Source organism: uncultured Mailhella sp. (assembly GCF_944324615.1).
GTDB lineage: Bacteria > Desulfobacterota > Desulfovibrionia > Desulfovibrionales > Desulfovibrionaceae > Mailhella.
Map to the genome: position 1 here is coordinate 40677 of NZ_CALUWY010000007.1, position 15698 is coordinate 56374.

7 protein-coding genes are annotated in these 15698 nt (G+C 52.9%); 6 read left to right on the top strand and 1 reads right to left on the bottom strand.

The genetic code is table 11. From position 1 onward, the window contains the following. Window positions 1-1596 precede the first annotated feature (1596 nt). Window positions 1597-3783, bottom strand: a complete 2187-nt coding sequence (locus tag Q0K07_RS03175; protein WP_294556303.1) for an ATP-binding protein — start codon at window positions 3781-3783, stop codon at window positions 1597-1599. Window positions 3784-4768: 985 nt separating this feature from the next. Between Q0K07_RS03175 and Q0K07_RS03180 the strand changes: the two genes are divergently transcribed. The 6 genes from Q0K07_RS03180 (at window position 4769) to Q0K07_RS03205 (ending at window position 15696) form a co-directional block, all read left to right on the top strand. Then, window positions 4769-8008 carry a helicase-related protein gene (locus tag Q0K07_RS03180; RefSeq protein WP_294556306.1) on the top strand — a complete coding sequence of 1080 codons (3240 nt, stop codon included), beginning with the start codon at window positions 4769-4771 and terminating at the stop codon, window positions 8006-8008. After that, window positions 8005-8658, top strand: coding sequence for a DUF4391 domain-containing protein (locus Q0K07_RS03185; protein WP_294556309.1), 654 nt, complete (start codon window positions 8005-8007; stop codon window positions 8656-8658). Before Q0K07_RS03180 ends, Q0K07_RS03185 begins: the two co-directional genes overlap by 4 nt. A gap of 108 nt (window positions 8659-8766) precedes the next feature. After that, window positions 8767-10686 (top strand): site-specific DNA-methyltransferase, encoded by a 1920-nt coding sequence (locus Q0K07_RS03190; RefSeq protein WP_294556312.1) that lies wholly within the window; start codon window positions 8767-8769, stop codon window positions 10684-10686. Window positions 10687-10697: 11 nt separating this feature from the next. Further along, window positions 10698-11891, top strand: a complete 1194-nt coding sequence (locus Q0K07_RS03195; protein WP_294556315.1) for an AAA family ATPase — start codon at window positions 10698-10700, stop codon at window positions 11889-11891. Then, window positions 11888-12466, top strand: coding sequence for a DUF4276 family protein (locus tag Q0K07_RS03200; protein ID WP_294556318.1), 579 nt, complete (start codon window positions 11888-11890; stop codon window positions 12464-12466). Before Q0K07_RS03195 ends, Q0K07_RS03200 begins: the two co-directional genes overlap by 4 nt. A gap of 158 nt (window positions 12467-12624) precedes the next feature. Further along, on the top strand, window positions 12625-15696 hold the full coding sequence (locus Q0K07_RS03205) for a DEAD/DEAH box helicase family protein (RefSeq protein WP_294556321.1): 3072 nt from the start codon (window positions 12625-12627) through the stop codon (window positions 15694-15696). Window positions 15697-15698: the final 2 nt, after the last annotated feature.

Consider the following 15698-nt stretch of genomic DNA (forward strand, 5'->3'; position numbering starts at 1 on the left):
TGAGGTCACAGCAGGCGCGCGGAATCTTCTCTTTCCGCGTGCTCAAGGTATTAGCAAAAAAACTCGCTCATGGCAAGGGAAATTCGCATAACATATTGTTTTCATTAAGTTTATCAGTTGTTAAACAACAACCTGAGAAAAAGTATTTCCCGCCGGCACGGATGTTTTTTCATAACAACAACACCATTGGTATTGTTTAAAAAGTTTTTTATGACTGGTGCCTCATCCGCCGCCCCTGAAACTACGGCAGACAGCTTGCGGAGCCGGACTCACACTCCTTCACGCCTCTCTCCCCGCGATATCTCTCCCGTTGCCGTATCGTATGTTGTCCCCTGTATCAGGGGTATCTTGTGCCGGAGCCGTCACCGCGGAATCGTTCACCACTATTGGGATGTTTCCCCGGTTGCGTTCTTGCTGACTTCTTTTTATCGTTCTCCATGGGCGGCGTGACACGGTAATATTCTCCCAGCCGTAACCCGGGCGTAAGGCTCGCTGAGTGCTATGTGGGGTAGCCGCGAAAGCGGACCGGGGGGCCCCCACCGTCCGCCATCTCCATCAAATTTCCCTGCTTTTGAGCGCTCGCTTTTCTCTCTTCCGCCATGCCCGACATAACGGAAACTTTTCCCTGCATGGTTTCAACACCTCGGTTGAAACTCGCCTTGCTGGAAATACAGGCCGAACAGGCCAAAATCTGAGCAAGGTAGAAACAACCCTGAACTGCGAAACCTTGATTAAACAGGCTTTCAGGAAGTGTTAAACGTCTTTAAATGTTTTCTGGACTCTTCGGGCATTCCCTCTTTCTCCCTCTATTTTTTCCGGGGAAATAACAACTTGTTGTTTTCCTGCTGGAACGCCGCATTTTCTGCCGCTCTTTTTATTCCCGGCTTGAGTCCCCTTTCTATCCTTTCTTCTTTTCAATACTTTTTTAGAAAGGCGCGTCCTGATATCTCCCTTAATAACCCACAATATCCCGCCTCTCTCCTACTTTCTGCTTCCTGTAATTCATGTGGTTCATAGCACCGTATCGCCTTTCTCCCCGCGGCTCATAACCTCCGGCGATGGCATGCCGGCATTCCCACAGCTTCATGCGATGCGGAACATTCATGGATGAACATGTCGGCGCCGCACATCAGGTTCATGACGATATACCGGCAGTCCAGGGGAAAAATGATGACAAGGGCAGAATCGACGGCAAACCCGGCGGCGGCAAGGGCGCAATGGTTTCCAGAGTCCCTGCCTTCCGTCATGACCGCAGGCATGAGGACATGACGTTTCCCGATCTTCACCGGACTCTGCCCCCGCTCTTCCTGAAACGCCTTCCGCAATGCCTGCCTGTCCTCCGACGGAAGAGCGTTATTCCTTCATGTTCACGAATGATCTTTTCAAGATGTTCAGGCAACATCATTTCTTCCCGGCAACGGCATCGTTGCCTTCAACATGCTCATCCGTATTCCCCATTTTTTCTTACAGGACAGGAATTTTCTTCTTTGCGGAAAAACATAAAAAATACTTCTCTGCATACAGAACCATACACATATTCATGCTTTTCTCATGGAGGGGCATTTTCCCAAAAACACAGGGGCTGTGTCTCTCCTTTCAAAGCGTCTTTTTCGTGTCGAGCTTCAGTTCCATCTCATGCGCGAGAGCCTGCACAAGAAGCTCATGACTGACCTCCTCAGGTCTGGTAAAAAGCGGATTATACTTTGCCCGCACCGCATGAAAATCCCCCGGCGCAAGGAACCGCATGTTCACAAGCTTCTGACGGAGAGATTCGGTCATGGCATCCCTGCATAAGGGCGCAAGAAGCGCGCTGTACAGAGCCTCTGCCTGCGCGCCGTCGGCATAACGGAACTTTACTTTATGGGAGAAGCGCCGCAGCGCAGCCTTATCAAAATGCTCCATCCGGTTTGTGGTACATATGCAGAAGCCCCGGCACTCCTCCAATGAGGTCAGAAATTCATTGACAAGGGTAATTTCCCAGGATTGCTGAACCGTGTCACGCGAATAAAGAAAGGAATCTGCCTCATCAATGACGAGCACCGCTCCGCTCTTTTCCATGTCATCAAAAGCGGCCGCCACCTGTTGTTCACTCATGCCCACAAAAGGACCAAGCAGATCGCTGGCACGCTTCACAAGGCATTCCCTGTGCAGCGCGTCGGCAATAAAGCGGGCCAGCTCCGTTTTTCCCGTACCGGGAGGGCCGTAGAAAAGCATGGTGCCGCATCCGGGTTGCAGCGTCCGCCCCGAACGCATGGCGGTATCCACACGACGGCAACGCTCCATGAACGCAGAAATATCACCGTCCATGCATACGCCGCTTAAGCTAAAGTAGTTCACCGCGCGGTGCGTCTTTTCCGGTTGAAACTTCCCCCCATGCTGCAGCGCAAGATACGCATGAAGAATACGCTCAAGGGCGGCGTAGAAACCGTGCCCGGAGGAATACAGGGCGGAGGCATGTTCCACTGCGTTCTGAACGACCTCTGCCCGTACCGGATATTTCATGGCAAGCTCCGTTACCGACGCCTTATGAAAGCGGCTGGACAGCCCCCGCCTTTTCATCACATGCCGCCACATCTCTACGCGTTCATGGACGCCCAGCGCCTCAAAGTGCATGCTGTAGGTAAAAAGCCGCCTTATCGACGGGGCAATCTTCTCTGCCTGATCGGTGATCCACACGATTCTCTGACCGGGCCTTCCAAGAAAAGCGCTCCTGTCCGGCAGATCGAAGGCGGCATCCGTATCGGAGCCGGCATCGAGCAGCCGTTCCGCTCCGTCCACCACGACAAGAGCCTCTTTCTCTCTGGAAGCCTGGCGCAGACAGGCCAGAAACGACGCCCGGCACTCGTTTTCTCCGCCTTTCCGCCTGCCGTCGACAAACAAAACCTTCATATCAAGGACATCGGCCAGACTGTGGATAAACGTTCTCCTGCCCGAACCGGAAGGCCCGTATATCAGAAGATTCACAGGAAAATCGACCTGTTTCTTCAACATGCGGCTCACATGGCGGAGTTCTTCCCCGGGAATGCGAAAAGACTTCAGCGGCAGCAGTTCCCCGTTGAACGCACCGGAGAAAAACGCATCACCGCCAGATGACGATTCCGGCGACCAGAAGCCCCGGAGCCCACGGGGCAGGGAAAGGGCATGATCGGACGTGCGTTCGAGTATGCCGAAGGCAAGCAGCATGCCGATGTGATGCGACAATGCATCCTGCGACATGCTCAGCATCTGTGCCATCAGCGGATGACTTCTGAAATGGAATATACCGAGGCTGGTATTCAGATAATGGCCGAGCGCAGAAAATTGTTGAAGAAGAAACGTGAACTCACAAAGGGCGATGTCGTCTTCATCGAGGCCGAACACCCGCTTGAGTTCATTGCCTGCCAACAGATAACACGACGGCAGGGAAACGTTCCTCTCTTCTGCCGTCTGCCGGCAGAGCTGCTGAATCTGTTCCCGGACAAAGGAGTGTACGCAAGGATGTTCCTCCACCAGCACGCTGCACCCGCTCGCGTCATGATGTGAATCCCTGTCAAGCACGTCCCGTACGGCATGATGTGCCGCCAGGCCCGCCTTGCACCTGAGTGTTGCCGTCTGCCTCTCCACACGTTCCAGAAGCGACCGAAGATCTCCGCAGATCCACTGCAGACAGCGGAAAAATGCGGCATCAAGGAGCAGCGCCTCCTCCGGCAGGGCAAGCAGCCACTGGGCGGCCCTGCGTCTGGCATAACGGCTTTCAGGAGTATCTGAAGAACGAGTCTGATTCTTGAAAAAGTCGGGGAACATGGGACGACGGCACCTCCTTCCGTATATTCACAGAAACAGGCTATCGGGACATCGTTCCAGATTCCGACAAGTATATTCTTTTTTTTATTCCTGCATGATCAGGAAGTTAGCATATCTCAAGGAAAATAAACCGTTCTTTTGCCGGAAAAGTCCTCCCGGAGCCTCCTGCTTTTCCGCCCGTACCGGCCGCACTTTCTGCGTTCTTTCAGCAGAATGCTCTTTCGAGAAGACTGCCTTCATCCTGTGTCGGTTATCCGGGCGCCCCGCTCATGTTCTGATGCCGATGCGCCATAAGCGCATGTTCGATATCTGTCCCCCTGCATTCACGGCAGGTCTCTTCCTGCTCCGGCACGGCACAACATCCTCTTGCCGTGAAGAACGCCTGAAAAAAAACGAATTTCAAAACCGGGTGCTTTTTGTTTTCCCTCCGCAGGAAGGCACTCCCCGGCGGCATTCTGCGGAAAACGCCGTCTGCCCGTCTGACGTTCTGCATGAAGAGCCTCCACAGACAAAAGGAACGCGGAGGCGCAGCCCTTCTGCGGAAAGGTCGCTTCCCGGCACAAGTGCTACAGATCATACATGGTATGGAAGGTTCTGCAGCGGACGCAGAAAAAAATCTGCTTTTGTAAACGGATGGGGCGCGGCTTCCGGCCCCATATTTTTACCTTGAACAGGTTCCACAGAAACCGTCCGTCAACCGGTATAAGCTCATCAGAAGAACACTTCGGGCAACGCATGGGGATTCTCCTTCGTCACGGATAACACATCATGGAGGCAGAATAAAGACACAACAATATGTTTATATAACAAATAGAAATATTAATGAACCCTTCCATTCCCCGTGCCGGGCAGCCTCAAGGCAGAACTGTGCATAGGGGGCGGCGTCATCCTGCTAGGCAAATCCCGGCTTCTGCGCTACTCTTTTCGCCGGGATACTTCACATTCCGCTTTGGTCCCGTCTGCGCATTCTCGAAGGAATACAAAAATGGAACTCATTGATAATATTAATAAATTGTTCGGCGATGACTTAAAGGCAATGCTTCGCTCGAAAAGCAGGCTGAAAATTGCGGCTTCCTGCTTTTCCATATATGCCTACGAAGCTCTGAAAAAGGAGCTGAAAAAAATAGAAGGGCTGGAATTTATCTTTACGGCGCCCACCTTCATTGCCGATGAAGTAACCGATAAAATCAAAAAGGAGCGCCGGGAGTTCTTCATCCCCAAGGCAGGCCGTGAACACAGCCTTTACGGTACGGAATTTGAAATACAGCTCCGCAACAAGCTCACGCAGCGTGCCATAGCCAGGGAGTGCGCCGACTGGCTCCGGAGCAAGGCTGTTTTTCGCTCCAATAAAACACTGGCCCCCATGCAGTCCATGGCCTGTGTCCGGAACAGAGATTCCGCTGCCGTCTATATACCGCTTCAGGGTTTTACCGCCGTCGATCTCGGCTATCAGCAAGGCAATGCCATATCCAATTTTATCAACCGATTTGACGACCCGGCAATCACCCTGAAGTATCTTCAGCTCTTCGACACCGTATGGAATGACGCCGACAAGGTGCAGGATGTCACCGAACAGGTCTGTGAACACATTTCCTCCGTCTATGTGGAAAATTCGCCGGAACGCCTCTACTTTCTCATTCTTTACAATATATTCAGGGAATTTCTGGACGACATCAGCGACGACGTGCTTCCCAACGACAGAACGGGCTATCAGAATACGCTTGTGTGGAAGAAGCTCTTCAACTATCAGCGCGACGCGGCCGTGGGCATCATCAACAAGCTTGAAACCTACAACGGCTGCATTCTGGCCGACAGCGTGGGCCTCGGCAAAACGTTCACGGCGCTTGCCGTCGTCAAATATTATGAGCTGAGAAACAAATCCGTGCTTGTTCTGTGCCCCAAGAAACTGGCGCACAACTGGCTGACCTACAACAAGAACGTGAAGGCCAATATTTTTAAGGAAGACCGTTTCAATTACGATGTGCTGGCCCATACGGACCTTTCACGCACCAGCGGAGAATCCTTCGGCATTGCGCTGAATCAGGTGAACTGGGGCAACTACGATCTTGTGGTCATCGACGAGTCGCACAACTTCCGCAACAACAATCCCTACAAGGAGCATGAAACCCGGTATCAGCGACTCATGAACAAGGTCATACGCGAAGGCGTGAAGACCAGGGTGCTCATGCTTTCGGCAACGCCGGTGAACAACCGTTTTTCCGATCTGCGCAATCAGCTCGCCCTGGCCTATGAAGGAGATTCGGATAACCTGAGCAAGAAACTCCGCGGTTCCAGAAGCGTGGAGGAAATATTCCGCCGGGCGCAGACGGCGTTCAATGCCTGGTCGAAGCTGCCGCCGGAAGAACGCACGCCCAAGGCCATTCTGGATCAGCTGGATTTCGACTTCTTCGACCTTCTGGACAGTGTGACCATCGCCCGTTCCCGCAAGCATATTCAGACATTTTACGACACAACGGACATAGGCAACTTCCCGCAGAGAAGAAAGCCCGTCTCCTTCCGCTGTCCTCTGACGGAGCGGAAGGATGTGCCCGACTTCAACGGTATTTACAAGCAGCTTTCGGTACTGACGCTCTGTGTCTATACGCCGCTTGCCTATCTCTTTCCCAGTCGGATAAAAAAATACGCCGACCTGTACGACACCAGAGTCGACGGGAAAAGCGTGCTCCGTCAGGCGGACCGTGAACGGAGTCTTCAGGCTCTCATGACCACCAACCTGCTCAAGCGTCTGGAAAGTTCGGTGGAAGCATTCCGGCTGACGCTTGGCGGGCTTCAGGAGAATTACGCGCGGATTCTGGAAAGTGTGGCGAACTTCAAAAAAAACGGCTCGGGCTTTGTCCATGAAGGCGAGCTTCCCCCCTCTCTGGAAGAAGAGGAGGAAGACATGCCTACCATCGGCAGCAAAGTGAAAATCAGCCTGGCAGACATGGACATCATCACCTGGGAACGCGACCTTGCCGCCGACCTTGCCGTGATTGAAAGCCTGCTGGAAGCCATGGCCCGCGTTACCCCGGAAGACGACGCCAAGCTTGCCCACCTGAAGGCGCATGTGGCGGAAAAGATTGCGCATCCCATCAATGCAGGAAACAGAAAAATCCTTCTGTTCACGGCCTTTGCCGATACGGCCCGGTATCTTTACGAAGAGCTTGTGCCTGAAGTCGGAAAGCTCGGCCTTCATGCGGCCCTTGTCACCGGTTCATCCGCCCCGAAGTCCACGCTGAAAAAATCGTATGACTTTGAATCGGTTCTCACGCTTTTTGCTCCCCGGGCCAAGGAAAAGGATAAAATCATGCCGGAGGAGCAGGGAGAAATCGACCTGCTCATTGCCACGGACTGCATTTCTGAGGGGCAGAACCTTCAGGATTGCGACTACCTCATCAATTACGATATTCACTGGAACCCCGTGAGAATTATTCAGCGCTTCGGCCGTATCGACCGCATAGGTTCTCCCAACGCGAGCATACAACTGGTGAATTACTGGCCCGATATTTCGCTGGATGAATACATCAATCTGAAGGAGCGCGTGGAAAGCCGCATGATCATTACGGACCTTACAGCCACGGGCGACGACAACATCCTCACGGCCAAAAGCACGGATGTTTCTTACAGACGGGAACAGCTCCGCAGGCTTCAGGAAGAAGTCATGGAAATGGAGGACCTGAAAACGGGTATTTCCATTACCGACCTTGGCCTGAACGACTTTCGTATGGACCTGCTTAATTTCGTCAGGGAGAACGGTGACCAGACACTGGCGCCCAAGGGACTTCACGCGGTGGTTTCCGCCCGGCCGGAACTCGGCCTTGTGCCCGGCGTGGTGTTCGCCCTGCGCAATCTGAACAAGGGGGTGAGCGTCGGTCAGTACAACCGCCTGCACCCGTACTACCTCCTTTACATAGGCAGGGACGGAACCATGGTTGCCGAGCATGCGGAAGTGAAAAAAATACTGGATCTGGTGCGGACGGCCTGCAAGGGGCAGGAAACGCCCCTGTATGACATCTGCCGGAAATTCAACGACGAAACCGCGGAAGGACGGGATATGAAGGCTTATTCCGCGCTGCTCTCTCAGGCCATACAGTCCATGATAGAGGTTAAGGAAGAACGTGATATCGACAGTCTTTTTTCCGCCGGCAGAACCACGGCGCTGGTCAACACCATAGCCGGTCTGGATGATTTTGAACTCATAGCCTTCCTGGTGGTCATGCCATGACGCTTTACGAGTATCCCCCGGCCGGTGCGTTCGGCAGAATCATCCCCAAGGAGAAGATTTATGCGCACGGCTCCGTGTCCCCGAAAGTCCGGGAGCTGTTTGTTTCGCAGGTGGCGCAGATACGCTGGAAGTACAAGCTGGCCCCGGAAACCATCCATGTGAGCGCTACGCCCGGCGTTCTGGAAATTCAGGTGTTCGATGTGACGTTGAAAGGGGAGGAGCTGAATATGCAGGTGCTCCGCTGCATGGATGAAGCCATCCCCACATCCGTCATCTACGAACTGAGGTATGGAGACAGGCTGCGCGTGGCCGCCGCGCCCAAGGTGCGTTCCGGGGAAACGGCGCTCATGGGCGACCATGTCTTTTCCGAATGGATGCCTGCGGACGCCCCGCGGGAACCGCTCCCCGTAGCGCTGGACTTGGAGCGGCTTTATGGGATACTCCTGTCGACGCTGGTGCCCTTCCGGCAACGAGCGGAAGAACCGCTGAAAGCGTGGATACTGCGCCTGAAGGCGATTCGGGAAAAGCAGAAGGAAGCGGCGGCGCTGGAAACCAGCTTGCGACGGGAAAAGCAGTTCAACCGGCAGATTCCCATCAACAGGGAACTGCGGCAGGCCCGCCGGGAACTGGAAGAACTCTGCCGCGAGTAAGAAAATATATCGGGGCTCCGCCCCGTACCCCGCCGGGGGAAATGATTTCCCCCGCCCCCCCACAGCAGGGCGCGCCCGATGGGCCCGCCCGGATGAAAGGAACCTATCGTGGACAAGCTCAAGATGCACACCCCGGACATGACGCAGGACAACATTGCCCGCATACGCGAACTGTTTCCCAACTGCGTGACGGAAGCGAAGGACAGTAACGGCAACCTTTCCCTTGTCGTGGATTTCGACGCCCTGCGTCAGGAGCTTTCAAACAGCATTGTGGAAGGGGAACGGGAACGCTACCGCCTGGACTGGCCGGGCAAAAAGGAGGCCATGCTCGCCGCCAACGCGCCCATAGCCAGAACCCTGCGTCCCTGCCGGGAAGAAAGCGTGGACTTCGACACCACGCAGAACCTCTTCATCGAAGGCGACAACCTCGACGCGCTGAAACTGCTGCAGGAATTCTATCTCGGCAAGGTTAAAATGATCTATATCGACCCGCCCTACAACACGGGCAACGATTTCATTTATGAAGACGACTTTGCCGAAAACACCGATGACTATCTTGAACGCTCCAGCCAGAAGGACGAAACCGGCCGCCTTGTGGCCAATACGGAAAGCAACGGCCGTTTCCATTCCGACTGGCTGAGCATGATGTATCCGCGCCTGAAGCTGGCAAGAAATCTGCTGAGTGATGACGGGGTGATATTTATCAGTATAGATGATAGCGAAGTTGAAAATTTAAAAAAACTTTGCAATGAAATTTTTGGTGAGGATAATTCTATCGGTACAATATTATGGAAGAAAAAAACTAATGGAAATAATATGGGAATTATTCCACCTGTCCATGATTATATTATATCATATTCAAAAAATATTAATAAAATTTCAGATATCGGATATAATATAACACAAAAACACATTGAGAAAAATTATTCAAACCCTGATAATGATCCTCGCGGTGACTGGACAACCATGGATTTGTCTGCAAATCATAAAGGACCATATTTTCCTATTACTAATCCAATTACTGGACAAATTTTTTATCCTCCTGAAGGAAGATATTGGGTTTTTAATGAAGAAGAAGTAAAAAAACGAATTTCTGAAAAGAGAATTATATTTGGAAAAACGGGAAAATCTAGACCAGTACAAAAAGTTTTTGCATCTGAAAGGATGCAAGGAAAAATTCGTGCTGAATCTTGGTGGGATAATCATGGAATGAATGAAGATGCAACTGCCGAACTTAGAGAACTTTTTGGACAAGGAAAACTTTTTACTCACCCTAAGCCTTCAAAATTAATATATCATCTCACAAAAATTACCAGCGTAAATAATGATCTCATCCTCGACTTTTTCGCCGGTTCCTCCACCACGGCCCACGCCGTGATGCAGCTCAACGCGGAAGACGGGGGGAATCGCCGTTTCATCATGGTGCAGTTGCCGGAAGTGTGCGACGAAAAGAGCGAAGCCGCCAGGGCAGGCTATAAAACCATTGCGGAGATAAGCAAGGAGCGCATACGCCGCGCCGGAAAGAAGATTAAGGAAGAGCTGGCCGCAAAAGAGACGGGCGTTTCTTCCACGGGGCAGGGAAGTCTTTTGGAAACGGCAAAGCCTGCTGCCTCCTCGCTGGATACCGGCTTCCGCGTGCTGAAGGTGGATTCCTCCAACATGAACGACGTGTTCTACAACCCCGACGCCGTGACGCAGAAAACGCTCATGGAGGCGGTGAGCAACATCAAATACGACCGTTCCGACGAAGACCTGCTCTTTCAGGTGCTGCTGGACTGGGGCGTGGACCTTTCCCTTCCCATCCGCCGGGAAAAGAGGCAGGGCAGAGACGTGTACCTTGTGGATGAAAACGCGCTTGTCGCCTGCTTCGACAAGAACATCACGGAAGAACTCGTGCAGGAACTGGCCGAACTTCAGCCTCTGCGCGTCGTGTTCCGCGACGACGGCTTTGCCTCCGACGCGGTGAAAATCAACGTGGACCAGATATTCCGTCAGATTTCCCCCGGCACGCTGGTCAAGTCCCTGTAGGAGAGCCACGTATGAAGATTGAATCCATTTCCCTGCACAACTTCAAGGTATTTCAGAATATCGAAATACGCGATATCCCGCCTTTCGCCGTGTTTGTCGGCGCCAACGGAGCCGGCAAGAGCACGTTGTTCGACGTGTTCGGCTTTCTCAAAGACTGCCTCACCTACAACGTGACCCGGGCGCTTCAGGTCAGAGGCGGCTTTCATGAAGTCGTTTCCCGCGGACATAGGAACGAAAGCATCGCCATTGAGATTCAATACCGCCTGCCCATCAACGACAAGAACCGCCTTGTCACCTATCGCATAGAAATAGCGCTGATAAACAACCGGCCGGCCATTGTCAGGGAACTGCTCCGCTATAAGAGAAGCTCCTACGGTTCTCCTTACCATTTTCTCGATTTCTCCCACGGCAGAGGCTATGCCATCACCAACGAAGAGGATTTTGACAAGCCGGATGAAAAACTGGACAGAGAAGAGCAGGATCTCGGAGCCCAGGACATTCTCGCCATCAAGGGGCTGGGACAGTTCCAGAAGTTCAAGGCGGCCAACGCCCTGCGTCAGACCATCGAAAACTGGCATGTTTCCGACTTTCACATCAGCGCGGCCCGCGGTGCCAAGGACGCCATCGGAGAATACGAGCACCTTTCCGCCAGCGGGGATAACCTTCAGCGAGTCGCCAAAAACCTTCTTGAAAATCACCGTGATGTCTATGATGCCATTGTGGCGGCCATGAAGCGGCGTGTACCCGGCGTGACCGACATCACTCCCGAGGAAACCGTGGACGGCAGACTGGTGCTCCAGTTCGGCAACGCCTCCTTCAAGGATCCGTTCATCGACAGGTACGTTTCCGACGGAACACTTAAAATGTTTGCCTACCTTGTGCTTCTCTACGACCCGCGTCCTCATCCTTTCCTTTGCGTGGAAGAGCCGGAAAACCAGCTCTACCCCCTTCTTCTGGGCGAACTGGCGGAAGAGTTCCGCCTCTATGCCGAAAAGGGCGGGCAGGTCATGGTATCTTCCCATTCGCCGGACTTTCTCAATGCCGTGGAGCTTGACGAAGTGTTCTGGCTGGAGAAGGGGGAAAACGGCTTTACCCGCATACTGCGCGCCAGAGACAACGCCCAGATTGCCGCCTACATGAAGGACGGAGACAGAATGGGGGAACTCTGGAAGCAGGGATTTTTCGGTAAGGTGGCCCCCCGATGAGCGCCCTTGTCTTTCTGCTGGAAGAGGAATCGGCAAAGAACATGCTGGAAGGCATTGTTCCCCGCCTTGTCCCGGAAGGCGTGCATGTGCAGTACATGACCTTCAGCGGCAAGCAGGATCTGGAGAAACAGATGGAAAGGAAAATCCGCCTCTGGATGGAGCCGGATTCCCGATTCATCATCCTGCGCGATCAGGATTCCGGAAACTGCTTCGACATCAAGGCGCGTCTTCTGGAGCTTACGAAGAAAACAGGAAAGGCGGACGTCTGTCTTGTGCGCATTGCCTGCCATGAGCTTGAAAGTTTTTTCCTCGGCGACCTTGCAGCCGTGGCGCAGGGATTGAACATGCCTGCCCTTGCCGAAAAGCAGAACAAAAAGTCCTACCGCAAGCCGGATACCATTGCCAATGCGGCGGAGGAGCTTAAAAAGCTCACCGGCAACAGATACAGCAAGCTTGCCGGTTCCCGGGCCATCGGCCCGTGCCTCTCGCTGAACGGCTCCAACCGTTCCCACAGCTTCGGCGTGCTGGTGGAGGCCATATTCCGTCAGGCCTCTCTGCTGCCCCGTCAGGCATAAAGGATTTCCTGCCGAAGGCAGTTCCCATGCGTCTATAGAAGGCAAGGTGCTGAAGCCCGACGGTCCGTTTGCTTTAATTCCTGTTATTTCAATATGATATTTCTTTATGCAGCCGTTGCTAAAAAGAAACGGTGCAGAAAGAAAAAGCAGGTTCTCCCATGAAGCTCAAATTCAAGATTCAGCCGTATCAGACCGCCGCCGTGGAATCCGTGGTGGATTGCTTTATCGGTCAGCCCAATATTGCCGGTGTTTCGTACCGTATGGACCCCGGAAAGAACTCAAAACTCCCCGACATGGATTCCGCGTTCAAGAACGCTGAAATCGTTCTTTCCCGGAAGGAGCTTCTGGAGAACATCCAGAAGGTGCAGCTCAGGCAGAATCTGCCCGTATCCAAAGCGCTGAAGGACGGCGCGGGCAGGGATATCGGGGAGAGCGAAACGGCTTTTTGTCCTCATCTCGACATAGAAATGGAAACCGGCACGGGCAAGACCTACTGCTATATTAAAACCATGTTCGAGCTGAACAGACGCTACGGCTGGAGCAAGTTCATCGTCATGGTGCCGAGCATCGCCATTCGTGAAGGGGTATACAAGTCCTTCTCCATCATGGCGGAACACTTCGGGGACACCTATGCCCGGAAGCAGGTGCATTTCTTCATCTACAACTCCAAGAATCTGACATCATTGGAAGGCTTTTCCTCCAACGGCGGCCTCAATGTCATGATCATCAATATTCAGGCCTTCAATGCCACGGGCAAGGACAACCTGCGCATCTATGAAGAGCTGGATGAATTCGGCTCCCGCAGGCCCATAGACGTCATCAGCGCCAACCGGCCCATTCTCATTCTGGACGAACCGCAGAAGATGGAAGGCAAGAAAACACTGGAGGCTCTGAAAAAGTTCAACCCTCTCATGATGCTCCGTTATTCCGCCACGCACCGCGTGGAGCACAACAAAATTCACCGGCTGGACGCGCTGGATGCCTACAATCAGAAACTGGTGAAGAAAATCGGCGTGCACGGCATAGCCGTCAAAGGGCTTCCCGGTACGAGCGCCTATCTGTATCTGGAAGACATAGAAGTTTCCTCCAAAGCCCCCGTTGCCCGTATGGAGATGGAAATAAAGCAGAACGGAGGCTCCATAAAAAGAATGACCAGAAAAACGGGCGTGGGAGAAAACCTCTTCGAGATATCCGGCGGCCTTGATGAATACAAAGGCTATGTCGTCTCGCAGATAGACGCGGGCAACTGGACTGTGGAGTTCACCAACGGCGTCGTGCTCCATACGGGCGAAGCCTCTGGCAACGTGAATGAAGGCATGCTCCGCCGTCTTCAGATTCGGGAAGCCGTGCGCGCCCATCTGGAAAAGGAAATGCGGCTTTATCCTCTCGGCATCAAGGTACTGTCGCTCTTTTTTATTGATGAAGTCGCAAAATACCGCGATTACGCTCAGCCGGACGACAAGGGCGAGTACGCCCGCATATTCGAAGAGGAATATAATCTTCAGGTCAATGAGCTGCTTCACTACACCCTGCCGGTACAGAATGAGCGTTACCGGGAATACCTGAAAAGCATTTCAGCAGACCGTACGCACAACGGCTATTTCTCCATCGACAAGAAAAACAGACTGGTGAATCCTTCCGTCATCAAACGCGGTGAGGACAAGGGCCTTTCCGACGATGTGGACGCCTACGACCTTATCCTGAAGGACAAGGAACGCCTGCTTTCTCTTGCGGAACCGACGCGTTTCATCTTTTCCCATTCCGCTCTGCGCGAAGGCTGGGACAACCCCAATGTTTTTGTCATGTGCATGCTGAAGCACAGCGACAACACCATATCCCGCAGGCAGGAAGTGGGCCGCGGGCTTCGCCTCTGCGTCAATCAGCAGGGCGAACGCATGGATAACCCTGTAACCACGCATCAGCTGAACGTGCTGACCGTCGTCACCAGTGAAAGTTATACGGACTTTGTCTCCAACCTTCAGAAGGAAATACGGGAAACGATTTCCGACCGGCCCCGCAAGGCCGATGCCGACTTCTTCAAAAACAAGGTGCTGAAGGGTGCGGACGGCTCTTCCGTAAAAGTCGATGACGTCATGGCCAACAGAATTCATGCCTGGCTTCTGAAGAATGACTATATTGACGAATCCACCGATGAAATTTCTCAGAAGTATCATGATGCCAGGTCGCAGGAAACGCTCTGTCCCATGTGTCCCGAACTTGAACCGTACAGGGAAAGCATTCTTTCGCTGGTCGATTCTCTGTTCCTCTGCGCCAAGGGCATTCCTGTAACGGATGAAAGCAAATCCAGGACCAACCACCTGAATGATAATTTCAAGAAAAAAGAATTTCAGGAACTCTGGAGGCGCATCAATCACAAGGCCGTCTATCGAGTGGACTTCGACAGTGATGAGCTTATCCGTAAGTGCATCGACACGTTGAATGCGGAATTGAAGGTCACCCCGTTGAAATATGTTGTCGTTACCGGCATACAGAACGATAATATGACCACGGAACATCTGGAACAGGGAACCGGCTTCACCATAAAAAATACGGAAACCGCATACAACAAGGCTTCCGTGCATTCTCTGGTGAAGTACGACCTGCTCGGAAAACTCGCGGAACTGACGAACCTGACACGGAAAACGCTGGCTTCCATACTTTCCGGCATTCATGCCAGTACGTTTGACATGTTCCGAAAGAACCCGGAAAACTTCATTTCCGAAGCCGGGCGCATCATCAATGAACAGAAGGCAACCTGCATTATTGAACGGCTGAGTTATGACTGTCTTTCGGAAAGCTACGACAGCAATATTTTTACCGAGGCGCAGGTAAGGCTGGAGGGGGACCCGGGCCGGAAGCTCCAGAAGCATGTCTATGACTATGTGGCTACCCAGTCGGGCGTGGAGCGTCGCTTTGTCAAGGAACTGGACACGGATCAGGATGTCGTGGTGTACGCCAAGCTTCCGAGCGGCTTTTTCATTCCTACGCCGGTAGGTCCTTATAATCCCGACTGGGCCATCGCCTTCCGCGAGGGAAGTGTGAAACATATTTACTTTGTTGCGGAAACCAAGGGCAGCATGTCTTCCATGGCGTTGCGAGGCGTGGAGGAAACAAAAATTGCGTGTGCACGAAAGTTCTTTGCCATGCTGACCGAAAAGCTCACGAACAACCGCGTCACCTACGATGTGGTGAACAGTTACGACAAGCTCATGGATATTGTGAAGGCATAAGG